Origin of the sequence: Enterobacter sp. 22466, from assembly GCF_052044775.1 — a bacterium.
GTDB lineage: Bacteria > Pseudomonadota > Gammaproteobacteria > Enterobacterales > Enterobacteriaceae > Enterobacter > Enterobacter dissolvens.
On sequence record NZ_JBQENX010000010.1, the window covers coordinates 141,236 to 164,837 of the forward strand.

Below are 23,602 nucleotides of genomic sequence, written 5' to 3' on the forward strand. Positions count from 1 at the left end.
TCTGCTCCCGGATGATTAACGGCCACCCATGATGGCGATGTAATCCTGCGTCCAGCGGCTGTATGGCACATATTTGCCGCCTTCGGCAATCGGGGTTTTCCAGAACTTGATTTTGTCAAAGGCGTCGTAACCGTTGGTTTCACAGCCTTTCTCACCCAGCAGCGTACTGGCCTTACACCCTTGCGCCACCACCGGCAGAGAGCCAAACCACGCCGCCAGATCGCCCTGCACTTTTGGCGTCAGCGACCAGTTCATCCATTTGTAAGCACACATCGGGTGTTTTGCCTGAGCGTGAAGCATAGTGGTGTCTGCCCAGCCCGTTACGCCCTCTTTCGGGAAGACGGTCGCGATCGGCTGGTTCTCGGCTTTCAGGGCATTCGCCTGATATGGCCAGGCGCTGGACGCCACCACGCCTTCATTCTTAAAGTCGCTCATCTGTACGGTGGTATCATGCCAGTAGCGGTGGATCAGGGCGTGCTGATCGCGTAGCACTTTCAGAACCGCAGCGTACTGTTCTTCCGTCAGCTGGTAGGGGTCGTTAATACCCAACTGGGGTTGAATAGCCTTCACAAACAGCGCCGCATCGGCAATGTAAATCGGACCGTCATAGGCCTGCACGCGGCCCTGGTTGGTTTTACCGTCCGGTAAGTCCTGTTTTACAAAGACCACGCTCCAGCTGTCCGGCGGTGTCGGGAAGGTTTTGGTGTTGTACATCAGCAGGTTTGGCCCCCACTGATACGGCGTGCCGTAGACGTTGCCGCCCACGTTAAACCACTCACCTTTAACGAGGCGCGGGTCGAGGGTTTTCCAGTTGGGGATGAGTTCCGGGTTAATCGGCTGAACGCGTTTGCCCATAATCAGACGGAGCGACGCATCTCCGGACGCGGTGACCAGGTCATACCCGCCTTTCGCCATCAGGCTCACCATCTCGTCCGACGTGGCGGCGGTTTTGACGTTTACCGCACAGCCAGTCTCTTTTTCAAACTGGGTCACCCAGTCATAGTTTTTATCCGTTTGTCCCCGCTCGATGTAACCCGGCCAGGCAATAATATCCAGCCGACCTTCTCCGTCGCCAATCGCTTTCGGTGGCTCGGCGGCTTGCGCGGTCATTACGGCCATACCAAGCGCACACAGGCTGCTGCGGGCAAATTTTTTGCTCATAAACATTACTCCAGTCGCAATGAAAATTTAGCGGCAGCCGTGCCGTAAAAATATCTCCCTCATTAAACGTAGACCGCGCAAATGCCCCGCACCGTGCGGCTTAAGGAAATTTCATCAAGGTGTGACCGAGGGCGCATTCCCCGTTAACTGGATTATAGACAAGGGGTTAGGCGTGAGAGGTGGTATGCAGATTTCGTATGATGCGACGCGGCAAAATGGTCGCCGCGGCGGCAAAAAGATAAGCAATGATTATTTAGCGAGAGGCCGGAATCGTTATTTCAACATGCTGCTGATTAATATTCCTAACTGAATAACGGCCTGCTCTTCGCGCTCTCCCCACGCCCAGGAGGTATTAAAACGGAAAAAAGGTGTCCAGACATCCGAGGTGGAAAACATCTTGCCTGGGGCAATACTGATGTGGTGGCGTAACGCTTGTTCGCTTAACAGTCCTGCATCCAGCTGTGCCGGAAGTTCCAGCCACAAAAAGTAGCCGCTGTCGTTATGATGGATTTTAACGCCCGGCGGCATATGGCGCAAAAGTGACTGCCACGCCTGCTGTTTACGCTCGGCCAGCGTGCGCCGCAGGCGGCGAAGATGGGCGTCGTAGCGTTTGGTCGCCAGGTAATCTACCAGCGCCAGCTGCATCGGTGAGCTGGTAGAGAGCGTGCTCATCAGCTGTAACTGCTGAATGCGCCGCGCATGTTTACCCGCCGCTACCCAGCCGATGCGAAAACCGGCCACCAGACATTTCGAAAACGAGGAGCAGTGCAGTGTCATGTCCTGACGATCCCATGCTTTCGCCGGGAGCGGCTTTTCACGCCCAAAATAGAGCTCGCTGTAGACATCATCTTCAATCAGCGTGACGTTGTGCTTCGTCAACAGCGCGACGAGCTGCGCTTTTTTTTCCGCACTGAGCGTAAAGCCAAGCGGATTTTGACTGTTGGTCATTATCCAGCAGGCTTTTACCGGGTAGTCACTTAGCGCCTGTTCAAGCGCATTAAGATCGATTCCCTCGCGCACGTCCGTCGCAATCGACAGGGCCTTCAGTTTCAGGCGTTCCAGCGCCTGCAGCGCGCCGTAGAAACAGGGGTTTTCAACGATCACCCAGTCCCCCGGCTCGGTTACTGCCTGCAGACTCAGATTCAACGCTTCGAGCGCGCCTGCGGTGATCACGATCTCCTCCGGTGAGATGTTCATCCCCTGCTGTGCATAGCGGCGGGCAATGGCGTGGCGCAAATCGACGTTACCCGGCGGCAGGTTCTCAATCACGCTCATCGCCGTCGCGGTTTTGCTGACGTTCGCCAGCGAGCGGTTGAGCTGCTGAAGCGGGAAAAGACGCGGGTCGGGAAAGGCAGAAGCGAAAGGAACAACTGACGGATCGCGGCTGGCCTGCAGAACGTCGAAGATATAGGTGTTGATGTCCACCGCTTCGTCGCGCATGACCTGTGCAGGTGGCGCTGGCTGCTGTGCGGTCGGGCGCGAGGCAACGTAATAGCCCGACTGCGGTCTGGCGACAATGCGCCCCTGGCTTTCCAGCATCTGATACGCGTGGCCCACGGTCATAAAACTCATGCCGCTGCTCGCCACCTGCTCTCGCAGAGAAGGCAGCTTATCGCCCGGCAACCATACGCCAAGCTCAATCTGCGAGATAATTTGTTGCGCCAGACGCTGGTATTTTTTCATCAGATTCTCCTTATTACCGACAGTGTATATCAGCAGGAGAAAAAGAGAAGATTTTGCTAACTGTTATGGTTTGCGGAATTAATTACTTACGGTACTCGGTCACATGATTTTGTGCGAAACGAGCCGCGGCCAGATGGTCGAGCGTAATCATTGGCGATTTGCAAAAGATGCATTTTGCGCCGAAAGGATTTTTCTCAGACACATCAAAGGCTGAAGTACGGTACTGCGAGCCATGACAGCATGGGCAGCGAAAATGGATATAAGAAGTCATAGGATTCTCCTGTAAACGTAAAAACGTAAATTACTCATGAGCCGATCAGGCGATAATGGTTTGAAACAAAACTAATCGGAAAGTAGATAAAGACCCAAGAGAGGCTGCGGAGAGGCACAACGTGATGAGAACTGCTTTATAAAACTACGTCAGATATTTATTTGGACTCAAAACCAGAAGACCATTAACGCACGGTGCTGACGACAAAGCAAGCGGTTTAATGCGTAAAATTCATAAAAAGAATATTCTTATGCCTGAAAGACGAGGTATATCAGATGGCTAAAGCGTGCGTTTTTAGCCAACTGTTATGGTTAAATTTCGCTTTTCTGCGTCTGATAGTCTGAATTGCGCCTCTGTACCATAACAGCACACCGTTTGACATTGAGGCTGTGCATGTTTGGTTTAGATGCTTTTCATCTTGCACGGATACAGTTTGCTTTTACCGTATCCTTCCACATTATTTTCCCGGCAATCACTATCGGCCTGGCAAGCTATCTTGCTGTGCTTGAAGGGCTGTGGCTGAAAACAAAAAATCCGGTCTGGCGCTCGCTGTACCACTTCTGGTCCAAGATTTTTGCCGTTAACTTTGGCATGGGCGTGGTCTCCGGGCTGGTGATGGCGTATCAGTTTGGTACCAACTGGAGCGGATTTTCGCAGTTTGCGGGCAGCATTACCGGCCCGCTTCTGACCTATGAAGTGCTGACCGCCTTCTTCCTCGAAGCCGGATTCCTCGGCGTGATGCTGTTCGGCTGGAATAAAGTTGGACCTGGTCTGCACTTCTTCGCCACCTGTATGGTGGCGCTGGGGACGATTATCTCTACCTTCTGGATCCTCTCTTCCAACAGCTGGATGCAGACCCCACAGGGCTACGAGATCGTCAACGGGCAGGTCGTCCCGGTAGACTGGTTTGCCGTGGTCTTTAACCCCTCCTTCCCTTACCGGCTGCTGCATATGTCGATAGCCGCCTTCCTCAGTAGCGCCCTGTTTGTTGGCGCGTCAGCGGCATGGCATCTGCTGCGCGGGAACAATACGCCCGCGATTCGCGCCATGTTCTCCATGGCGCTGTGGATGACCCTGATTGTGGCGCCCATCCAGGCAATGGTCGGTGATATGCACGGGCTGAATACGTTAAAGCATCAGCCTGCCAAAATCGCCGCCATTGAGGGACACTGGGAGAACCCACCGGGGGAACCTACCCCACTGCTGCTGTTTGGCTGGCCGGATATGGAACAGGAGCGTACCCGCTTTGGGCTCGAGATCCCCGCTCTCGGCAGCCTTATCCTGACGCACAGTCTGGAAAAACAGGTTCCTGCGCTCAAGGAGTTCCCGAAGGAAGATCGTCCAAATTCCACCATTGTCTTCTGGTCATTCCGCATCATGGCGGGCTTAGGCATGCTGATGCTGCTGCTTGGCGTGGTGGCGCTCTGGTTGCGCTATAAAAAGCGTGTTTACGCCTCGCGCCCCTTCCTGTGGTTCGCCCTGCTGATGGGGCCTTCAGGGCTGATCGCCATTCTGGCCGGGTGGGTGACCACCGAAGTGGGCCGCCAGCCGTGGGTGGTCTATGGGCTTCAACGCACCCGGGATGCGGTTTCCGCTCATGGCGATCTGCATATGAGCGTCAGTTTGCTGGCTTTCTTCGTCGTTTACACCTCCGTCTTCGGCGTCGGTTACAGCTATATGGTGCGCCTGATTAAAAAAGGGCCTCAGCCTCACGAATCGTTCGCCACCGAGGCCGATGGACGTCCGGCACGCCCGCTGTCGGCAGTTACCACAGTCAATAAGGAGCAACCATAATGGGTATCGATCTTTCCATTATCTGGTTTGTCATCATCGTCTTCGCGACGCTGATGTATATCGTGATGGACGGTTTTGATCTGGGGATCGGTATTTTATTCCCGGCAACACAAAACCCGGACGATCGCGATGTGATGGTCAACAGCGTCGCGCCGGTCTGGGACGGGAACGAAACCTGGCTGGTGCTGGGTGGCGCGGCCCTCTTCGGTGCCTTTCCGCTGGCCTACGCGGTGATTATCGATGCCCTCACCATTCCGCTGACATTAATGCTGATCGGTCTTATTTTTCGAGGCGTGGCGTTTGAGTTTCGTTTTAAAGCAACGCCAGCACACCGTCCGTTCTGGGATAAGGCCTTTATTGGCGGTTCACTTCTGGCGACGTTTACCCAGGGCGTGACGGTAGGTGCCGTCATAAACGGTTTTACCGTTACCGGGCGAGCCTATACCGGCGGTCCCTTTGACTGGTTTACCGCGTTTAACCTGTTCTGCGGCGCGGGTCTGGTCGTGGCCTATGCGCTGCTGGGCGCCACCTGGCTGGTGATGAAAAGTGAAAATGCCCTGCAACAGCGGATGCGCGAGGTTTCAAAAACGTTGTTAATCGTGCTGCTGGCGTTTATCGCGGCAATCAGTCTCTGGACGCCACTGGCTCAACCGGCTATCGCCGCGCGCTGGTTTACGCTGCCAAATCTGTTTTACCTGTTGCCTGTCCCGGCTCTGGTCGTTCTGCTAAGCCTGTATCAGTGGCGCTGCCTGAATAATCTGCAAAGCCATAATCGGCCGTTTATCCTGACGCTGGGGCTTATTTTTCTCGGCTTTAGCGGGCTTGGGATCAGCATCTGGCCGCATATTATCCCACCGTCGATCACCCTGTGGCAGGCGGCCGCGCCGACACAAAGTCAGGGCTTTATGCTGGTAGGTGCGTTGTTGATCATTCCCGTTATTCTGGTCTACACCTTCTGGAGTTACTACGTATTTCGCGGAAAAGTACAGCATGGGGAGGGTTATCACTGATGCAACAGCCTGTCTGGAAACGATTGCTGTGGCTGGCCATTATCTGGGGCGGCAGCGTACTGGCGCTGGCGGCTGTCAGTATGTTCTTCCGCATGCTGATGACGGCCGCCGGTTTTAAATCTCACTGATCTTTTCCCGGGCAACCACTGTGTTGCCCGGTCTCCTTCCCGCACTTTCAGATAAACCCCATTAACGCTCGCCAGCGTATCGTTACACTGGTAAATGATTCACGGTATTTATAGTTCGAGAAGAAAAATGAAAAAACTCATTGCGTTAAGTGTTATCAGTCTTGTCCTCACCGGCTGCGTTAATCCGGGTAAAGCGTCCGTTCAGCCGGAGCAGCTTAAGAACCACCGCTTTGTGCTGGAAAATGTGGACGGGAAAGCCGTGAAGGCCACAGCAACGCAACCTGAGATCGCGTTTAGCGCGCTGCCTGATATCAGCCTGGTTAATAACATCAGCATTTCCGGCGTGATGTGTAACCGTTTCAACGGACAGGGGAAATTGTCCGAAGGGGAACTTAAGGTTAAAGGGCTGGCCATGACGCGCAAACTCTGTACCGAGCCGCAGTTGAACGAACTGGATCAGGCCATCGGCGACATGCTGCGCAAAGGGGCGCAGGTCGACCTGACTGAAGACCAGTTAACGCTGGCGACAGCCGACAAAACGCTGATGTTTAAACGTGCTGAATAATCAGTAGTTACCGCAGGATCCTACGGCAAGCGACTGTTCACTGCAGCGTTTGCCATTTGGCAAGGCGCACATCCCAATCGCAGAGCCATCGAGCTGGCGGGCAACCGACAGTGAGCCACCAATCATCGCGCAGTTAGCTTGTCCTGAACTGGACATCGCGGCTTTCATTCCCGGCGTCACGTGTGCTGCCGTTGCCTGCTGGACAGGTTCGTTGCTACAGGCCGATAACAATAACGCGGCACACCCTACCCAAAACGCTGAACGCATGCTCTCTCCCCCATTAATAATGCGAAACCTATGCATAATAGGCATCACATCCCGTGTCGTCGAGAGCGGAAGTGCGTATTTATGCGCTGCTGAAACAATTTCTCGCAATTTTTTCACCGAAAGTTTGATCTACTCATTGATGGTGAGAATACCGAGGACACTAATGCGAAAATCGCAAAATCCGACCTTTGCTAAAATAAGGGAATAATATTCAGGGTCTGACCAGGTTTACGGACCCCTCTTTTTTTTGCGCAATGTAAGGGTGTTGTCCTATGCAAACTATTGACGGTAATGGTGCAGTCGCGTCAGTCGCGTTTCGCACCAGCGAAGTTATCGCCATCTACCCGATTACGCCGAGCTCTACGATGGCCGAACAGGCAGATGCCTGGGCAGGAAACGGGTTAAAAAATGTCTGGGGCGATGTCCCGAGAGTCGTCGAAATGCAGTCCGAAGCGGGTGCGATTGCTGCGGTGCATGGTGCGCTGCAGACGGGAGCGCTTTCCACGTCGTTCACCTCCTCGCAGGGATTGCTGCTGATGATTCCGACGCTGTACAAACTGGCCGGTCAACTTACGCCGTTTGTCCTGCACGTCGCGGCACGAACCGTTGCTACCCACGCGCTCTCCATTTTTGGCGATCACTCCGACGTGATGGCCGTGCGTCAGACCGGCTGCGCCATGCTGTGCGCCAGCAGCGTTCAGGAGGCCCAGGATTTCGCGTTAATTTCCCATATCGCGACGCTGAAAAGCCGCGTGCCGTTTATTCACTTCTTCGACGGTTTCCGCACCTCTCACGAAATCAACAAAATCGTGCCGCTGGCAGACGACACCCTTCTCTCGCTTCTGCCGCAGGCGGACATCGATGCCCATCGTGCCCGCGCACTCAACCCGGAACATCCGGTGATCCGCGGGACATCGGCAAACCCGGATACTTACTTCCAGTCCCGCGAAGCGACGAACCCGTGGTACAACGCAGTGTACGACCATGTGGAACAGGCGATGAACGATTTCGCCGCCGCTACCGGGCGTGAATATAAACCATTTGAATACTACGGCCATCCACAGGCGGAACGCGTGATTGTGCTGATGGGTTCAGCCATTGGCACCTGTGAAGAAGTCGTGGATGAACTGCTGACGCGCGGCGAGAAAGTTGGGGTGTTGAAAGTTCGCCTCTACCGCCCGTTCTCTGCGCAACATCTGCTCTCTGCGCTGCCGGAGAGCGCACGTAGCGTAGCCGTACTCGATCGTACCAAAGAGCCAGGCGCACACGCAGAACCGCTGTATCTGGACGTCATGACCGTGCTGGCGGAAGCCTTCAATAACGGCGAACGCGAAACGCTGCCGCGTGTTATTGGCGGACGTTATGGTTTGTCGTCCAAAGAGTTCGGTCCGGATTGCGTGCTGGCAGTGTTCAATGAGCTGAGTGAAACCAAACCGAAGCCTCGCTTTACGGTCGGTATTTATGATGATGTCACCAATCTCTCACTGGCCTTGCCGGAAAACACCCTGCCCTCCGGCGCGAAACTCGAAGCGCTGTTCTACGGTCTGGGCAGTGACGGCAGCGTTTCGGCAACCAAGAACAACATCAAAATCATCGGGAACTCCACACCGTGGTATGCGCAGGGCTACTTCGTCTATGACTCAAAGAAAGCCGGCGGACTGACCGTGTCCCATCTGCGCGTCAGCGAACACCCTATCCGCTCCGCGTATCTTATTTCACAGGCTGATTTTGTCGGCTGTCACCAGCTGCAGTTTATCGATAAATACCAGATGGCCGAACGTCTCAAACCCGGCGGTATTTTCCTGCTCAACACACCGTACAGTGCGGATGAGGTCTGGGCGCGCCTGCCGCAGGAAGTGCAGGCGGTGCTTAATCAGAAAAAAGCGCGGCTATTTGTCATTAACGCGGCGAAAATCGCCCGCGAATGTGGTCTTGCCGCGCGCATTAACACCGTCATGCAGATGGCGTTCTTCCACCTGACTAATATTCTGCCGGGCGACAGCGCCTTCATGGAACTGCAGGGTGCGATCGCCAAAAGCTACAGCAGCAAAGGTCAGGAGTTGGTTGAACGCAACTGGCAGGCACTGGCGCTGGCGCGCGAGTCTCTGTTTGAAGTGCCACTCCAGCCGGTGAATGCCAGCAGCCCGAACCGTCCTCCGGTGGTTTCGGATGCGGCTCCAGATTTTGTTAAAACCGTAACGGCGGCCATGCTGGCGGGGCTGGGCGATGCCCTTCCCGTCTCCGCCCTGCCGCCGGATGGCACCTGGCCGATGGGCACCACCCGCTGGGAAAAACGCAATATCGCCGAAGAGATCCCCATCTGGAAGGAAGAGCTGTGTACCCAGTGCAATCACTGTGTTGCAGCCTGCCCACACTCAGCCATCCGTGCCAAAGTTGTTTCCCCTGACGCCATGGAATCGGCCCCGGCCAGCCTGCACTCGCTGGATGTGAAATCCCGCGATATGCGCGGACAGAAATACGTTCTGCAGGTCGCACCGGAAGATTGCACCGGCTGTAATCTCTGCGTCGAGGTCTGCCCGGCCAAAGACCGGCAGAATCCGGATATCAAAGCCATCAATATGATGTCGCGCCTGGAACACGTGGAAGAAGAGAAAGTGAATTATGACTTCTTCCTGAACCTGCCGGAAATCGACCGTAGCAAGCTGGAACGTATTGATATCCGTACTTCACAGCTGATCACCCCGCTGTTCGAATACTCCGGCGCCTGCTCCGGCTGCGGTGAAACACCGTACATTAAACTGCTGACGCAGCTGTACGGTGACCGGATGCTGATCGCCAACGCGACCGGCTGTTCGTCTATCTATGGCGGTAACCTGCCGTCCACACCTTATACCACCGATGCCAACGGCCGCGGTCCGGCATGGGCAAACTCGCTGTTTGAGGATAACGCCGAATTTGGTCTTGGATTCCGCTTAACGGTGGATCAGCACCGCGCGCGCGTGATGCGCCTGCTGGACCAGTTTGCCGATAATATCCCTGCCGAACTGAACGCTGCGCTGCACGCTGAAGCCACGCCAGAGGTGCGTCGCGAGCAGGTTACGGCGCTTCGCAACGCCCTTCAGGGCGTTGACGGTGCAGAGCAACTGGTGACTGACGCTGATGCGCTGGTTGAGAAATCAATCTGGCTGATTGGCGGCGATGGCTGGGCATACGACATTGGCTTTGGCGGGCTGGATCATGTGTTGAGCCTGACCGAGAACGTGAACATCCTGGTGCTGGATACCCAGTGTTATTCCAATACCGGCGGACAGGCGTCAAAAGCCACGCCGCTCGGGGCCGTAACGAAATTTGGTGAACACGGCAAACGCAAGGCGCGTAAAGACCTCGGTGTCAGCATGATGATGTATGGCCACGTGTACGTTGCGCAAATCTCACTCGGCGCGCAGCTTAACCAGACGGTGAAAGCGATTCAGGAGGCGGAAGCTTATCCGGGACCATCGCTTATCATCGCCTACAGCCCTTGCGAAGAGCATGGTTACGATCTGGCGCTCAGCCACGACCAGATGCGACAGTTGACCGCGACGGGCTTCTGGCCGCTGTATCGCTTTGACCCGCGCCGGGCAGAGGAAGGTAAACTGCCGCTGGCGCTCGATTCACGGCCACCGTCAGATGCCCTGGCTGAGACACTGCTGCAGGAGCAGCGCTTCCGTCGCCTCAATGCGCAACAGCCAGAGGTGGCTGAGCAACTGTGGAAGGATGCGGCCGCCGATCTGCAAAAACGGTATGACTTCCTGGCGCAAATGGCCGGGAAAGCGGAAAAAACCGCCAGCGAATAATTCCCTTGCCCGGCTTGTCCGGGCATTTTTTTGCCATAAAAAAAGCCCGGCATTTTAACACCGGGCCAGTCCAGATAATCCCTTTAAATGAATAAATGACATTCACGAGAATTATGGATAATAATCTTAAAGGCATATAACGACGCAGACACTACCTGATTTACAGCGTGATTAATAATTTTAATTTATTATATTTTCCGTTAAAACATTCACCAGACAAATTAACATTTCCATGGAACGATCTCCTTTAGATTTTACTCACTTAGTAACAATTATGATTTATTACTCTTTCCGTGGAGTGATCTAGCATGTGACAACTTTCCGCAACGGAAAGTTCAACAGGTAATTAAATAAAAACAACCGCAAAGGAATATCATAATGCAAAGAAAAGTACTGGCCCTGATGATTCCGGCTCTGTTAATGGCTGGCGCTGCGCATGCAGCAGAGATTTATAATAAGGATGGCAATAAATTAGATCTGTACGGAAAAGTAGATGGTTTGCACTACTTCTCTGATGACACGTCTAAAGACGGCGATCAAACCTATATGCGTTTGGGGTTCAAGGGCGAAACCCAGATCAACGATATGATGACCGGCTACGCACAGTGGGAATACAACATTCAGGCAAATAACACTGAAGGGTCTGATAACCAGTCCTGGACACGTCTGGCCTTTGCCGGTGTAAAAGTGGGTGACTACGGTTCCTTTGACTACGGCCGTAACTATGGTGTCCTGTACGACGTGGAAGGATGGACCGATATGCTGCCGGAGTTCGGCGGCGACTCTTACACCTATGCCGATAACTTTATGACCGGCCGTGCCAATGGCGTAGCAACCTACCGCAACACCGATTTCTATGGTCTGGTGCCGGGTCTGAACTTTGCTCTGCAGTATCAGGGTAATAACGAAGATGCCAGCAATAACCAGGAAGGGACAAATAATGGTCGCGACACGCGTCATGAGAACGGTGACGGCTTCGGTATTTCTACCACCTATGATTTCGGTATGGGAATTTCGGCGGGGGCGGCCTATACCTCTTCTGACCGTACCAACGATCAGGTGAAAAATACCACGGCGGGCGGGGATAAAGCGGATGCTTGGACCGCGGGTCTGAAATATGACGCCAACAATATCTATCTGGCGGCCATGTATTCTGAAACCCGCAATATGACCCCTTACGGCGACAATGAAAGCGCCGTGGCGAATAAAACTCAGAACTTTGAAGTTACCGCACAATACCAGTTCGATTTTGGTCTGCGTCCGGCAATTTCCTACCTGCAGTCGAAAGGTAAAGACCTGGGTAACGGTCAGGGCGATCAGGATCTGGTTAAATATGCTGACGTTGGGGCCACCTATTACTTCAACAAAAATATGTCCACCTATGTGGATTATAAAATCAACCTGCTGGATGAAGATGACAGCTTCTACAAAAACAACGGTATTGGTACCGACGATGTCGTCGCATTAGGCCTGGTTTACCAGTTCTGATGGTCTGAGCCCGTAGCATCATGCGGGCTCACTTTTTTTGATGTTAGTCGCACATCAGCACGCTATCGCGAGATTGTTGAGGATAAGTTGAAAGAATGCGGGTTAGACTGCGCAGATATCCCTCTCCTCATTAAGGATAACTGTGTTGTTTGGTCGTGTATCCCTTGCCCTACTGGCGCTTTTAGCATGTTTGTGGATGGCGTTAATTTTCGATTTCCGCGATATTGTTGGGCATCTCGGCACGTTGTTAAATCACCTCGACAGGCATTAAGAGTGAGCATCTGAAACAAAAAGCCACCAGCAGTGCCGGTGGCCATAGTACCCTTCGTGAACATTATTTTTTCACGGGCTGAGGCTTTTTATCCCCAGATTCAGGCGCCTCACGCGGGTCGTCTTTTTCAACACTAAGCATAATGTCTCCTCTTTACGATACCCACTTCCCACTATAGCCAGCGTTATCACAATGTGGCCAGGCGGCTAGGACGCTTCCGTTGACGTGCGTTTGCGAAAAGAGAGATAGCCAAAGACGCCGCTGTCACCATCTGCAGGATGATTGACCCCATCCATCACCGTCACCTCGGGAAAATCGAACGGGGAGACATTTTCAAAACAGGCAACATTCACGCCATATTCATTGGGATTGGAACGCCGCTGATGGAAGGTATAAATCCCGCAGACCGAACAGAAGAAATGCCGGGCCGTACCGGTGTTAAAGCGGTACTCCGTAAGCTTATCCTCGCCTTTGGTGACGGTAATACCGGTTAACGGCGCAGAGACCACAACCGCCCCTCTGATCCGACAAAAAGAACAGCTGCAGCGCCGGGCGGTATTTAACCCATCGGTCAACGTAACGGTGAATGCCACTGCGCCACAATGGCACCGTGCATGACGAATATCAGCCATCTTTTAAACCCCTTTTTTCACCAGCTCAGCGGCCTTGACGAACACCTCATCCTCCACGCCGTCACCCTTTTGCCTGCCGAGCCTCAGCAATTCATCGACAATACTGTTGCGATCGATCGGTTTCTGCGCTGAAACCAGCCCAATAACCGCGGCACCAATCGCCAGCCCAACTAACCCGGTTTGTTCATCTTTGTTCTTCATGTTCATGCTCCTGATACCACAAACAAGCGTAGCAGGATTTTAAAAACGCGGTGTCAGACCGTATTTCGGCGATTTGATATTTGCGGCCCAAATCTTGATATCGTTTTGCAGCAGAAGGGTGAAATCTGAATTCAGATGCGTCACCAGGGCATTGACGCTGTTTGCATCGACCACTGAAAAATGTTCAATTCTGTTCGACCCAACCTGAACACAGTAATATCTGGCGGGCAGCACTTTACCATTCACATTAAGCGGCAGCGTATTTTCTCCGCATTGCCCTTCTGTGATATAGGAAACCACCAGATTAGCGGATTTTTTCCCGGGCTGAGATACGCTCACCATTACCGGAAAACCTTCCGACGTCTGCGTCATGTCATAAAGAACGGCATTTTTTATATACCAGGTATTATATTCCCGTTCCTGAAACGTCGACCAGCCAGGCGATGAATAAAACATCAGCGCTGCCAGCGTAATGAATTTTATTTTCATGAGATGCTGTCGTCCTTGTTGTTGCACGTATTATTCAGAATGGACAAAAAACAGCAACCCACCAGGATTTGGCCTACTACTATTGGCAGTGATGATGCTCACTAGCGAACAATAAAACCAAAATGATACAGCGCTACCGTGGCTACGATGCTCACGACGACAGTCAGTAAAAACCAGGTTTTGAACGGCTGCTTTTGCGTTTTATGGCGAAAAATCTGTTGGCCCATAATGGCGCCAGGCCATCCGCCCACAATGCCGAAGACCAGTAAGGTCACTTCCGGTATCCTGCGCATTCCTTTTCGTGCTGCCATTTTATCGGCGCCGTAAATAACCATTGTCAGCACGTTGATGAGCAGGAACCATATGGCTACGGGCCAGGCGGACAACAGACTGCAGAACGCAGCACAGATCAGTATAAAAAAACAAAATTGATTCAATGTCATAGCGCCTGCCTCAGGATCATAAACGTATTTCGAGAAGGCATTATACGTTATCTTTCGCATGAATCAGGTGTAGATTGTTTTTACTATGTACAATTAGAAATAGCCACACTGTATATACGTGCTCCAGTTAAAAGTCTGACAATCTGCAGCATTTTCAACCTTGCGCACGTGAAACACTTCTCCTGCCGTATCTTTAATACATACTTCTTTCATTGACGTAAAAAGATGAAGATACAAGACACAACCTGCCAGGAAGCACCCAACTAAAAGACATGCTTTTAAAATAGCGATCACCGTTTCCCTCCTGCTTTGTTCGGGGAAAACAGCTTAATAGTATGAAGATGAATAAACGCTCAACACAGCGCAATTAAAGTGGCCATTCGTGCAGGCCACGCTAAAATTCCATGTCAGCATCACATGGGCAGGAATTAATAACGCCTGGTCGTGGTGACCGGTGCTCTGTCTGTCCAGTCGGGACGTTCACCAGCCATGATCGCCCGTTGCTGAGACGGTGTTACAGATTGCGTTATATCAGGCATTGGCTTATAGACCGGTTTTTCCGGCGGAGTGATAACCACATCAGAACTACACCCTGAGCACAATAAAATCATAAAACCAAAAGAACTTAACTTAAACACTTTCAACCCTTCCTGTGGGATATCATCTTAAGGGATCCGTTCGCCAGTGATTGTCTAATCCGGGCCGCCAGCACGTCAGTAAAGTCGCATGCGAGCTTCAAATTCCCATACGCTGAAACGCAAGATAATAAGCAGCGATACACGTTAAATCAATACTAATGCGAATGAAGAGCAACGTGAAATAGCCATAAAGTATTACATCTATAAAACAGACGGGTTTCAAATAGAAGCACAAGATTAAACGCCACATATACGGATACACTGTGGCCGTTTATTGCCTCTTTTATGCATAAAATGGAAATCCCCTTTCGTTGATGAAGCGTTGCAATTCACTGTTGTTAAATAATGTTGTATTAAAACGATTGTAACTATAAAGTTAATTAGAGGTTAATATGAAGGGTGGTATTTTTGCATTTTTGGCATTAGGTGTCGCGTTAGCAATAACAGGGTGCTCAAGTGATTATGTCATATCGACCAAAGATGGACATATGATGACCACACATGGAAAACCAGAGCGAGATAAAGACACCGGTTTAATTTCATACAAAGATGCAGATGGCAGCATTCATCAGATTCATCAATCGGATGTGAAAGAGATTGTAGAGAAGTAACCGCCTGATCTGTCCTTCCGTTTTACTGGCTCCGCCATTGTACTGAGCGGAGCTTGCCTGCCCTTACCCGCCTTATGTTATCTGTTTTAACGACCACGTCTCGCTGATGGCGAACAGAAAGCCGATTACGCTTTACCGCAAGTCGGCACAAGATCCTTCATCGCTGTAAAACGTGCTGGTATTCGCCGCCGGAATCCGTACCATACGCGACATACTTTTGCCCGCTGGCATTGACTGCCGGCGTTAACCCATCTTTCATAGCCAGACAGTTGCGGCATAGAATGCGTGGAAAATGAATGGCGAACAGGTGCTGATGCTTAACGATTAGCCGGCACGCTGAAAACTTTTGCCCCTGCTGGCTCCGAAGGTAGCAATAAATGCAAGACAATCAATCAAATACAAAGAAAGAACAATACAACCTGAACAAGCTGCAGAAGCGGCTGCGCCGTAATGTGGGCGAAGCCATTGCAGACTTCAATATGATTGAAGAAGGCGACCGGATCATGGTTTGCCTGTCAGGGGGGAAAGACAGCTACACCATGCTGGAGATCCTGCGTAATCTTCAGCAGAGCGCGCCGGTGAAATTCTCCCTGGTAGCCGTAAACCTTGACCAGAAACAGCCGGGTTTCCCTGAGCATATTCTGCCGGAATATCTCGATAAACTGGGCGTTGAGTACAAAATCGTCGAAGAAAATACCTACGGTATCGTAAAAGAGAAGATCCCGGAGGGCAAAACCACCTGCTCTCTCTGCTCTCGTCTGCGCCGTGGCATTCTGTACCGTACTGCGACAGAGCTGGGTGCGACAAAAATTGCGCTCGGTCATCACCGCGACGATATCCTGCAAACGCTGTTCCTGAACATGTTCTACGGCGGGAAGATGAAAGGCATGCCGCCTAAGCTGATGAGCGATGACGGCAAACACATTGTCATCCGCCCTCTCGCCTATTGCCGCGAGAAGGACATTGAACGCTTCTCCCAGGCGAAAGCTTTCCCGATTATCCCATGCAACCTGTGTGGCTCACAGCCAAACCTGCAGCGCCAGGTCATTGGTGACATGCTGCGTGACTGGGATAAACGTTATCCAGGACGCATCGAAACCATGTTCAGCGCCATGCAGAACGTGGTGCCTTCACACCTTGCGGATGTTGAGCTGTTCGACTTCAAAGGCATCAACCATGATTCAGAGGTGGTGAATGGCGGCGATCTGGCGTTTGATCGGGAAGAGATCCCCATGCAGCCTGCGGGCTGGCAGCCGGAAGAGGATGATAATCAGTTTGACGAGCTGCGCCTGAACGTACTTGAAGTGAAATAATCCTGTCGCGTCTCAGAGTCCGTCTGAGACGCGTTTTTTCTGCCGCTTATTTCAGCAATCTGACCCGGCAGGTTTTGCCTTTAATTTTACCGTTTTGCAGCTGCTTCCAGGCCTTATGCGCAACCGCCTGGCGGATGGCCACATAGACATGTGCCGGATGAACGGTAATCTTGCCGATATCGGCGCCATCCAGCCCCATGTCCCCTGTCAGCGCGCCTAGCACGTCACCCGGGCGCATCTTGGCTTTTTTGCCGCCATCAATACACAGCGTCGCCATTTCGGCTTCGAGTGGCACAACGCGAACGTTCCCCGGGGTGTTCACCCAGTTAAGCTTTATCTGCAGCACTTCAGACAAGATATTGGCGCGCTGCGCCTCTTCCGGCGCGCAGAAGCTAATGGCAAGCCCGCTGTTTCCCGCGCGTGCAGTACGCCCAATGCGGTGAACGTGTACTTCTGGATCCCAGGCCAGCTCGTAGTTAACAACCAGCTCCAGCGATTTAATGTCCAGCCCACGTGCGGCGACATCGGTCGCGACCAGTACACGGGCGCTGCCGTTGGCGAAGCGAACCAGCGTCTGGTCACGATCGCGCTGTTCCAGATCGCCATGCAATGACAGCGCGCTTTGCCCGGCGGCATTCAGGGCATCACACACTGCCTGGCAATCTTTTTTGGTGTTACAAAACACCACGCAGGAGGCGGGCTGGTGCTGGCTCAGCAATTTCTGCAGAAGCGGGATTTTGCCCTGCTGCGAGGTTTCAAAGAACTGCTGCTCGATGGCAGGCAGCGCATCCACGCTGTCGATTTCAATCGTGAGCGGATTTTTTTGTACACGACCGCTGATCGCAGCGATGGCCTCAGGCCAGGTCGCAGAAAATAACAATGTCTGACGATCTTCCGGTGCGAAGCGGATCACCTCGTCGATCGCGTCGCTGAAGCCCATATCCAGCATACGGTCCGCTTCATCCATCACCAGCGTTTGCAGGGCATCCAGTGAAACGGTGCCTTTTTGCAGATGATCCAGCAGACGGCCAGGTGTCGCGACAATAATATGAGGCGCATGCTGGAGCGAATCACGCTGCGCCCCGAACGGCTGTCCGCCGCAGAGGGTTAAGATCTTGGTGTTGGGCAGGAAGCGCGCCAGACGACGCAACTCACCCGCGACCTGGTCGGCCAGTTCGCGGGTCGGGCACAGAACCAGAGACTGGGTCTGGAACAGAGTGGCATCAATATGCTGTAACAGCCCAAGACCGAACGCTGCCGTTTTCCCACTGCCGGTTTTTGCCTGTACGCGAACATCGCGCCCCTCAAGAATGGCGGGTAATGCGGCCGCCTGAACAGGCGTCATCGTGAGGTATCCCAACTCGTTGAGGTTATCGAGTTGGGCGGCAGGCAGAACATTCAGGGTAGAAAAAGCGGTCACAATAGTCTCTCGTGGTCATCTTTGCAGTCAGATGGCGCGTATCCTCGCAGATCTCGGGGTTCGATGCGACAATTTAATCGGTTCTTCATCGGGCGGCGGGTCGGGCATAGGCTGCGGACGAGGAATGGGATCGGGCATCGGCGTTGGGTCGGTCGGGACCGGATCGGACTGCCGTGAATGCAGCAGTTGCAGCGCGAGTAGATGGTTCATCTTTCCCTCCAGTTTTTTGGATTGACCCTTTTAGGGTAGACCCTGAGAAACGGGAGGCAAAAAAAAGCCGACTATTAAAGTCGGCGTCGTACGAATCAATTGTGCTATGCAGTAATTCAAAAAAGGAAGTAAGACAATATGGAGCGCAACGCCCATCGCTTGACGTTGCATTCACCTGCGGGAGTAATATTGCACCTTACGCGGCCTGGGTTTATTGACTTCGCTCAATTAAAAGAGCGTTTTGAACCGCGTATAAGGTGTAAAAAGCGTAAATTTACAACCATTTACTACGATGCAACCACCATGCAACACCGCCAATCAAAACAGCTAACATGACGCAAAACGCAGTAAAACCGTAACGATAAGCCCCTCCGGGGATACCGCCCAGGTTTACGCCAAACAGTCCGGTCAGGAAGGTGCTGGGTAAAAAGACCATTGCCATCAGCGACATCGTGTAGGTTCTTCTGGCCAGCGACTCCTGCATCACCTGGGCGATCTCATCCGCCATCACCGCCGTTCTGGCGATACAGGAATCAATTTCATCCAGCCCGCGCCCAAGCCTGTCCGCAATATCCTGCATCCTGCGACGCTGATCGTCGTTCATCCAGCTGAAGCGTTCGCTGGCGAGGCGGGCATACACATCGCGTTGTGGCGTCATATAGCGGCGCATCACGATCAGCTGTTTGCGCAGTAACGCCAGGAAGCCGCGCGGCGGTATTTGCTGATCGAGCAGGTTATCTTCCAGGTCGATAATTTTGTCGTGCAGCTCTTCAATAAACTCACTCGCATGATCGGTAAGCGCATCGCAGACATCCACCAGCCAGCTACCGCAATCAGTCGGCCCGGTGCCCTCTTTCAGATCGTTCACCACGTCATCCAGCGCCAGCACTTTACGCTGGCGAGTGGAAACGATAAGCCCATCATCCATATAGACGCGCATCGCCACCAGCTGATCCGGACGCTCATCCGTGCTGCCGTTAATACAGCGAAGGGTGATCAACGTACCGTCCCCCATCCGGCTCACGCGTGGCCGCAGGCTTTCACCCGCCAGCGCATCGCGTACGTTGTTCGGCAACAGTGGGGTTGATGCCAGCCAGTCAGCGCTGTCCGGATGGGTATAGTTCAGGTGTAGCCAGCAGGGATGCGCGTGATCAATCTCATCGTTGTCTTCCAGCGGCCGGGCACCGCCATTACCGTCGAACACCCACGCAAACACTGCGTCAGGAACGTTCAGTTCAGACCCTTTTATGCTCTCCACAACGCCTCCACCTTTTAGCTTTTCGTTGTCAGTCTAGCTTTCGGCAGAGGTTACGCAACCACTATGTTCCGCATAGCGCTGAAATCGCTCGGGAAATGTACGGCTAACGGCGGTGTCATCTCATACGGAATGTCCTTGTCGCTGCGCAAACGACAGCGGAACACCCGGTGCCGACAACGACCCGTCAGAGGGGGCTCCTCCGTCGAGCCGGAAGTTGCGTGTCCGGGACTGCAATTCGATAACCTGATTGCGCAGCACGTCGGAGGATCCGTTAAGTTCCTCCGCCATAGCCACATTGCTTTGCGTGACCCTTTCCAGCTCTGATAATGCCAGCGTGATCTGCGAAATCCCTTTCTCCTGCTCGGATGTCGAGCTGGAAATTTCATCCATCAGACGGCTGACATTGCCGGATCCGGCCACTATCTCACGCATATTTTTTTCCGCTTCTGACACCACCGTTACGCCCTGCGTCACGTTATTACTCGTGACTTCAATCAGCGTTTTGATGTTCTTCGCCGCGTCCGCGCTGCGGTGAGCCAGATTTCGTACCTCCTCTGCAACTACAGAGAATCCTTTTCCGTGGTCTCCCGCCCTTGCTGCCTCAACGGCTGCGTTAAGCGCCAGGATATTGGTCTGGAAGGCAATGCCGTCGATCATCGAGATAATCTCCGTCATTTGCTGCGCACATTCGGTGATCGATTGCATATTGTGAGCAACCTGCCCCATCAGTTCTCCGCCCTTGCGTGCCTGAAGGGTGGCCTCATTGGCCTGTTCACTGGCCAGCCGGGTGTTATCGGCATTATTTCTGGTGCTTGCCGCCATCTGCTCCATGCTGGCTGCGGTTTGCACCAGCGAGGCAGACTGCTGCTCCGTTTTCACAGAAAGTTGCGCGCTGCGTGAGGAGAGTTGATCCGATAAGGTCATGGCGGTGTGTGACGATGCCCTGATTTCCCGGACCAGTGTCGCAATATTGCTCGAGAGGCTATTAATCCCAGGGATTAAACGCCCTGCGCAGTTGTTACCAAACTCCGGGATCGTCACGCCAAGATTTCCTGCCGTTACTTCTTCAATACTTTTTTTCACAGTATTGATCGGTGTCACAAGATATTTGGTCATGTAGGCCCAGAGTAAAAAAAGAGCAATCATATTTATTACATTGAGCGTAATAAAGAGCGGCGACGCGCCCGAAAAAAGAACCACGACAGCTGCGTTTATCAAAAAAAGAGACAAAAGGAAATAGACAATGAAGGTTCTGACACTAATATTTCTTAGCATAATCATTCCCACAACTTTATATTTTGGTCGGCATTAAGGGTTATAGCATCCACAATGACGTTTGTCCTCACGAATACCGATGGTTTGTTGTTTCGTGGTTAGCAACCTGCAATTTAACTTAAGTAAGACAAAAACAGTGTATTGCTGGAAATATTGTGTCATGAATGCTGTGATACTGGTCTAAGACGAACTTAAGCAATACCATCTCCGTCAGCGAAATGTGATAACCTCCCGCATATTTAAGGAGCTTTGCTGCAATTATTATCCCTTGTTTAGCTGTGCTTAACAGGTTAATACTAAGAATATATTTTATATTGCTTGCAGTTTGAGATTTAAATAGGGCTGGTCATTTTACGAGTCCCCTAACTAATAGTGTTTGAACGCGCATGCTCGTAGCCAATAAAGATGTGCCCGGCAGGCGAAGTCAGTAACCCTCTTTGATGCGGGATTGCATAATGCTCAATGTATCGTGGGACCCAGTGTTAATAGCCATCTCTTATCTCGTGGCCTTTATCGCCTCGTTTTTGGCTCTGGACAGTGCAGGAAAAATCCCCCTCTCCGGTCGCAAGGCGGCAATGTTCTGGCGTATTACCGGAGGGGTTACGCTGGGCATCGGGATCTGGTCGATGCATTTTATCGGCATGTTAGCGATGCAAATGCCCATGATCATGAGCTATCACCTCTGGTTAACCCTTGCCTCCCTGGGCGTCGCGGTGGTGGCGTCTACGCTGGCAATGAATATTGCCGTGACGGGCGCTCGTCTTTCTCCCTTTAGGCTGATCCTCTCCACCTTAATTCTGAGTGCAGGAGTCGTGTCGATGCACTATACCGGCATGGCCGCGCTGATGCTGGATAGCCCCATCATCTGGGATCAACGTACCGTCGGCTTATCCATATTGATTGCCATAATGGCCTCCGGAGCCGCAATCTGGTTGGCCTTCCACCTGCGGCATCAGCGAAAAGGGATCTTCATCAATCGCATTCTCGCCGCTTTAGTCCTTGGGGCTGCCATCTGCGCCATGCACTACACCGGAATGCGTGCCGCTCAGTTTGGTGACATGACACATACCCTTCCCGGCGGGATCAGCGAACTGGGATTATCTATCTGGGTTTCAGTAACAACGCTGAGCCTGCTCGGCATCATGTTGATTATCTCGCTTATTGATTCACACTGGCGCACCAGTCGGTTAACGGAAAATCTGCAACAGCTTAATCGCCAGCTCGAGCTCCAGGCGCGATTTGACGCCCTCACCGGCCTGGCTAACCGCCACCAGATGGATCTCCGGATGCAGGATTGCCTGCGCAGTGCGCTGCTCAGTAATAAGCAATTTGCCGTAGTTTTCCTGGACGTTGATCACTTCAGACAGGTTAACGACACCTGGGGACATAATGTCGGCGATGAGTTGTTAATCACCATTGCACAGCGCATCACGGCGAGGCTGACCCGAGAGATGACACTGGCAAGACTGGGAGGCGATGCCTTTATCCTGCTGGTTCCTGAATGTGGTGACGATAAACTCCAGACCCTGCTCCCCACGCTGCTCGAAGACTTGCGCCGCCCTCTTTCCCTGTGCGGGCATACACTGAGCACCACACTCAGTGCAGGCGTCAGCCGCTATCCTCAGGATGGTGAAACGCTGCACGAATTAAAACTAAAAGCGGATGCCGCAATGCATTACGTGAAGAAGGCGGGCCGAAACGACTGGGCGGTCTACCGGACAGAGATGTCGACGGCGATCCCGGCCAACCCCGGTTTTCTGCAGGAGCTCACTCAGGCGCTTGAGCGCGATCAGTTTGAACTGTGGTATCAACCTACCTGGCATGCTGAAGAGAAGACAATCCATGGCTTTGAGGCGCTTCTGCGCTGGCGACATCCCGAACAAGGCGTGCTGCTGCCGAATCTGTTTTTACCTTCGCTGGAACAGACAGGATTAATTATCCCTGTGGGTAACTGGGCGATTGAAGCGGCATGCCGACAGCTGCATTTCTGGACTGAACAAGGTTTTGCCCATTGGACGCTCTCCTTTAACCTGTCTCCTGTGCAGTTTGAACAGCCGGATATCTTTCAGATCGTATCGTCCATGTTGCAAAAATATAATCTGTCGCCTTCCCGACTCATTCTCGAGGTCACGGAGAGCACTGCCCTTAAAAATCTTGACCGCAGTATCGAATTACTGAGTGCATTCAACCAGGCCGGGATCACCGTCTCTATTGATGATTTTGGCACCGGTTATTCTAATCTGCTCATGCTCAGAGTGCTTCCGGCAAAAGAGCTCAAAATCGACAAAAGCTTTGTAACGTCAATGCTGGAAAATGAAAAAAGCCGCAAGCTGGTGGAGACCATTATCAATATTGCCCGGACAATGGAGATGTATGTTGTTGCTGAAGGGATCGAAACGGAAGAGCAACGGGCGGTGTTAACGGAGCTGGGGTGTGACTATTTGCAAGGGTTCCTGTTCTCCAGACCTTTACCTGCCGAACAGGTTCCGTGGTTGCTGCTGCAGATTAATTCAGAGAAACAGATTATACCCATTGGTAAAATTCATACGGAATCCGCTTTTATTTCACAAAAAAATCATGCCTCACAGGGTTAACAGGAGTATGGTTCAAAGGGGTCAACGCGAGTCGATTCTGTCGTGATCGTCAGGCATATTGTGCCGATATACAGGAATTCCTT

22 protein-coding genes and 1 pseudogene are annotated in these 23,602 nt (G+C 52.5%); 10 read left to right on the forward strand and 13 right to left on the reverse strand.

From position 1 onward, the window contains the following. Nucleotides 1–15: 15 nt before the first annotated feature. From ydcS to ymcF, 3 genes are all read right to left on the reverse strand, one after another. On the reverse strand, nucleotides 16–1,161 hold the full coding sequence (gene ydcS / locus ACTJJI_RS21985; protein ID WP_163281209.1) for a putative ABC transporter substrate-binding protein YdcS: 1,146 nt from the start codon (nucleotides 1,159–1,161) through the stop codon (nucleotides 16–18). Between the two features lie 273 nt (nucleotides 1,162–1,434). Then, nucleotides 1,435–2,844: an aminotransferase-like domain-containing protein gene (locus tag ACTJJI_RS21990; protein ID WP_163281210.1), complete on the reverse strand. Its 1,410-nt coding sequence runs from the start codon at nucleotides 2,842–2,844 to the stop codon at nucleotides 1,435–1,437. Nucleotides 2,845–2,926: 82 nt separating this feature from the next. After that, the gene (gene ymcF, locus ACTJJI_RS21995) at nucleotides 2,927–3,115 is read right to left on the reverse strand and encodes a cold shock small protein YmcF (RefSeq protein ID WP_046887809.1); all 189 of its coding nucleotides are present in this window, start codon (nucleotides 3,113–3,115) and stop codon (nucleotides 2,927–2,929) included. Between the two features lie 393 nt (nucleotides 3,116–3,508). Here ymcF and ACTJJI_RS22000 point away from each other — a divergent pair, with 393 nt between their 5' ends. The 4 genes from ACTJJI_RS22000 to hslJ all read left to right on the forward strand — a co-directional run bounded on the left by ACTJJI_RS22000 (nucleotide 3,509) and on the right by hslJ (nucleotide 6,612). Further along, nucleotides 3,509–4,909: a cytochrome ubiquinol oxidase subunit I gene (locus ACTJJI_RS22000; protein ID WP_014832086.1), complete on the forward strand. Its 1,401-nt coding sequence runs from the start codon at nucleotides 3,509–3,511 to the stop codon at nucleotides 4,907–4,909. After that, complete coding sequence (gene cydB / locus ACTJJI_RS22005; RefSeq protein ID WP_014832087.1) at nucleotides 4,909–5,919, forward strand: cytochrome d ubiquinol oxidase subunit II; 1,011 nt, start codon at nucleotides 4,909–4,911, stop codon at nucleotides 5,917–5,919. The genes ACTJJI_RS22000 and cydB overlap by 1 nt, the downstream gene beginning before the upstream one ends. Further along, nucleotides 5,919–6,047 (forward strand): DUF2474 domain-containing protein, encoded by a 129-nt coding sequence (locus tag ACTJJI_RS22010; RefSeq protein WP_013096467.1) that lies wholly within the window; start codon nucleotides 5,919–5,921, stop codon nucleotides 6,045–6,047. The genes cydB and ACTJJI_RS22010 overlap by 1 nt, the downstream gene beginning before the upstream one ends. Nucleotides 6,048–6,174: 127 nt before the next feature. After that, nucleotides 6,175–6,612, forward strand: coding sequence for a heat shock protein HslJ (hslJ, locus tag ACTJJI_RS22015; RefSeq protein WP_046887807.1), 438 nt, complete (start codon nucleotides 6,175–6,177; stop codon nucleotides 6,610–6,612). Here the strand turns inward: hslJ and ACTJJI_RS22020 are convergent, their stop codons facing one another. After that, complete coding sequence (locus ACTJJI_RS22020) at nucleotides 6,613–6,879, reverse strand: putative hemolysin (RefSeq protein ID WP_014832089.1); 267 nt, start codon at nucleotides 6,877–6,879, stop codon at nucleotides 6,613–6,615. It lies immediately after the preceding gene. Nucleotides 6,880–7,151: 272 nt separating this feature from the next. Here ACTJJI_RS22020 and nifJ point away from each other — a divergent pair, with 272 nt between their 5' ends. Together nifJ and ompC are read left to right on the forward strand one after the other, a co-directional pair. Next, nucleotides 7,152–10,676 carry a pyruvate:ferredoxin (flavodoxin) oxidoreductase gene (nifJ, locus tag ACTJJI_RS22025; protein WP_440655548.1) on the forward strand — a complete coding sequence of 1,175 codons (3,525 nt, stop codon included), beginning with the start codon at nucleotides 7,152–7,154 and terminating at the stop codon, nucleotides 10,674–10,676. A gap of 378 nt (nucleotides 10,677–11,054) precedes the next feature. Further along, nucleotides 11,055–12,164, forward strand: coding sequence for a porin OmpC (gene ompC / locus ACTJJI_RS22030; protein WP_050860546.1), 1,110 nt, complete (start codon nucleotides 11,055–11,057; stop codon nucleotides 12,162–12,164). Between the two features lie 334 nt (nucleotides 12,165–12,498). Here ompC and ACTJJI_RS22035 read toward each other — a convergent pair whose 3' ends face one another. The 5 genes from ACTJJI_RS22035 to ACTJJI_RS22055 form a co-directional block, all read right to left on the reverse strand. Then, a complete protein-coding gene (locus tag ACTJJI_RS22035; RefSeq protein ID WP_223232805.1) occupies nucleotides 12,499–12,576 on the reverse strand; it encodes a hypothetical protein in 78 nt (25 codons plus the stop codon). A gap of 65 nt (nucleotides 12,577–12,641) precedes the next feature. After that, nucleotides 12,642–13,067 carry a GFA family protein gene (locus ACTJJI_RS22040; RefSeq protein ID WP_440655549.1) on the reverse strand — a complete coding sequence of 142 codons (426 nt, stop codon included), beginning with the start codon at nucleotides 13,065–13,067 and terminating at the stop codon, nucleotides 12,642–12,644. 3 nt (nucleotides 13,068–13,070) lie between these two features. Then, nucleotides 13,071–13,268, reverse strand: coding sequence for a hypothetical protein (locus ACTJJI_RS22045; RefSeq protein WP_014832094.1), 198 nt, complete (start codon nucleotides 13,266–13,268; stop codon nucleotides 13,071–13,073). 39 nt (nucleotides 13,269–13,307) lie between these two features. Further along, nucleotides 13,308–13,757: a hypothetical protein gene (locus ACTJJI_RS22050; protein ID WP_050860548.1), complete on the reverse strand. Its 450-nt coding sequence runs from the start codon at nucleotides 13,755–13,757 to the stop codon at nucleotides 13,308–13,310. 101 nt (nucleotides 13,758–13,858) lie between these two features. After that, the gene (locus ACTJJI_RS22055) at nucleotides 13,859–14,200 is read right to left on the reverse strand and encodes a DUF1294 domain-containing protein (protein ID WP_014832096.1); all 342 of its coding nucleotides are present in this window, start codon (nucleotides 14,198–14,200) and stop codon (nucleotides 13,859–13,861) included. Between the two features lie 1,030 nt (nucleotides 14,201–15,230). Here ACTJJI_RS22055 and ACTJJI_RS22060 point away from each other — a divergent pair. The 3 genes and pseudogenes from ACTJJI_RS22060 (at nucleotide 15,231) to ttcA (ending at nucleotide 16,762) form a co-directional block, all read left to right on the forward strand. Continuing rightward, nucleotides 15,231–15,449: a YgdI/YgdR family lipoprotein gene (locus ACTJJI_RS22060; protein WP_032618552.1), complete on the forward strand. Its 219-nt coding sequence runs from the start codon at nucleotides 15,231–15,233 to the stop codon at nucleotides 15,447–15,449. A 93-nt stretch (nucleotides 15,450–15,542) separates the two neighbouring features. Further along, a pseudogene (locus ACTJJI_RS22065) lies at nucleotides 15,543–15,777 on the forward strand (site-specific integrase); the annotation flags it as partial. Nucleotides 15,778–15,826: 49 nt separating this feature from the next. Further along, a complete protein-coding gene (ttcA, locus tag ACTJJI_RS22070) occupies nucleotides 15,827–16,762 on the forward strand; it encodes a tRNA 2-thiocytidine(32) synthetase TtcA (protein WP_013096454.1) in 936 nt (311 codons plus the stop codon). 46 nt (nucleotides 16,763–16,808) lie between these two features. On the opposite strand, the gene dbpA is transcribed toward ttcA, so the two are convergent. From dbpA to ACTJJI_RS22090, 4 genes are all read right to left on the reverse strand, one after another. Next, nucleotides 16,809–18,182 (reverse strand): ATP-dependent RNA helicase DbpA, encoded by a 1,374-nt coding sequence (dbpA, locus tag ACTJJI_RS22075; RefSeq protein ID WP_046887802.1) that lies wholly within the window; start codon nucleotides 18,180–18,182, stop codon nucleotides 16,809–16,811. A gap of 27 nt (nucleotides 18,183–18,209) precedes the next feature. Next, on the reverse strand, nucleotides 18,210–18,392 hold the full coding sequence (gene ynaL / locus ACTJJI_RS22080) for a proline-rich small protein YnaL (RefSeq protein WP_071841849.1): 183 nt from the start codon (nucleotides 18,390–18,392) through the stop codon (nucleotides 18,210–18,212). 274 nt (nucleotides 18,393–18,666) lie between these two features. After that, nucleotides 18,667–19,650, reverse strand: coding sequence for a zinc transporter ZntB (gene zntB / locus ACTJJI_RS22085; RefSeq protein WP_014832099.1), 984 nt, complete (start codon nucleotides 19,648–19,650; stop codon nucleotides 18,667–18,669). Between the two features lie 120 nt (nucleotides 19,651–19,770). Then, a complete protein-coding gene (locus tag ACTJJI_RS22090; protein ID WP_118282776.1) occupies nucleotides 19,771–20,925 on the reverse strand; it encodes a methyl-accepting chemotaxis protein in 1,155 nt (384 codons plus the stop codon). 455 nt (nucleotides 20,926–21,380) lie between these two features. On the opposite strand from ACTJJI_RS22090, the gene ACTJJI_RS22095 reads away from it, so the two are divergent. Beyond that, nucleotides 21,381–23,519, forward strand: a complete 2,139-nt coding sequence (locus ACTJJI_RS22095; protein ID WP_440655550.1) for a putative bifunctional diguanylate cyclase/phosphodiesterase — start codon at nucleotides 21,381–21,383, stop codon at nucleotides 23,517–23,519. The last annotated feature ends 83 nt before the right edge of the window (nucleotides 23,520–23,602 follow it).

Bases quoted from the DNA above. Each gene is read 5' to 3' on its own strand.
- ydcS (WP_163281209.1), bottom strand. From the start codon at position 1,161: ATGAGCAAAAAATTTGCCCGCAGCAGCCTGTGTGCGCTTGGTATGGCC.
- ACTJJI_RS21990 (WP_163281210.1), bottom strand. From the start codon at position 2,844: ATGAAAAAATACCAGCGTCTGGCGCAACAAATTATCTCGCAGATTGAG.
- ymcF (WP_046887809.1), bottom strand. From the start codon at position 3,115: ATGACTTCTTATATCCATTTTCGCTGCCCATGCTGTCATGGCTCGCAG.
- ACTJJI_RS22000 (WP_014832086.1), top strand. From the start codon at position 3,509: ATGTTTGGTTTAGATGCTTTTCATCTTGCACGGATACAGTTTGCTTTT.
- cydB (WP_014832087.1), top strand. From the start codon at position 4,909: ATGGGTATCGATCTTTCCATTATCTGGTTTGTCATCATCGTCTTCGCG.
- ACTJJI_RS22010 (WP_013096467.1), top strand. From the start codon at position 5,919: ATGCAACAGCCTGTCTGGAAACGATTGCTGTGGCTGGCCATTATCTGG.
- hslJ (WP_046887807.1), top strand. From the start codon at position 6,175: ATGAAAAAACTCATTGCGTTAAGTGTTATCAGTCTTGTCCTCACCGGC.
- ACTJJI_RS22020 (WP_014832089.1), bottom strand. From the start codon at position 6,879: ATGCGTTCAGCGTTTTGGGTAGGGTGTGCCGCGTTATTGTTATCGGCC.
- nifJ (WP_440655548.1), top strand. From the start codon at position 7,152: ATGCAAACTATTGACGGTAATGGTGCAGTCGCGTCAGTCGCGTTTCGC.
- ompC (WP_050860546.1), top strand. From the start codon at position 11,055: ATGCAAAGAAAAGTACTGGCCCTGATGATTCCGGCTCTGTTAATGGCT.
- ACTJJI_RS22035 (WP_223232805.1), bottom strand. From the start codon at position 12,576: ATGCTTAGTGTTGAAAAAGACGACCCGCGTGAGGCGCCTGAATCTGGG.
- ACTJJI_RS22040 (WP_440655549.1), bottom strand. From the start codon at position 13,067: ATGGCTGATATTCGTCATGCACGGTGCCATTGTGGCGCAGTGGCATTC.
- ACTJJI_RS22045 (WP_014832094.1), bottom strand. From the start codon at position 13,268: ATGAAGAACAAAGATGAACAAACCGGGTTAGTTGGGCTGGCGATTGGT.
- ACTJJI_RS22050 (WP_050860548.1), bottom strand. From the start codon at position 13,757: ATGAAAATAAAATTCATTACGCTGGCAGCGCTGATGTTTTATTCATCG.
- ACTJJI_RS22055 (WP_014832096.1), bottom strand. From the start codon at position 14,200: ATGACATTGAATCAATTTTGTTTTTTTATACTGATCTGTGCTGCGTTC.
- ACTJJI_RS22060 (WP_032618552.1), top strand. From the start codon at position 15,231: ATGAAGGGTGGTATTTTTGCATTTTTGGCATTAGGTGTCGCGTTAGCA.
- ttcA (WP_013096454.1), top strand. From the start codon at position 15,827: ATGCAAGACAATCAATCAAATACAAAGAAAGAACAATACAACCTGAAC.
- ynaL (WP_071841849.1), bottom strand. From the start codon at position 18,392: ATGAACCATCTACTCGCGCTGCAACTGCTGCATTCACGGCAGTCCGAT.
- ACTJJI_RS22090 (WP_118282776.1), bottom strand. From the start codon at position 20,925: ATGCTAAGAAATATTAGTGTCAGAACCTTCATTGTCTATTTCCTTTTG.
- ACTJJI_RS22095 (WP_440655550.1), top strand. From the start codon at position 21,381: ATGCTCAATGTATCGTGGGACCCAGTGTTAATAGCCATCTCTTATCTC.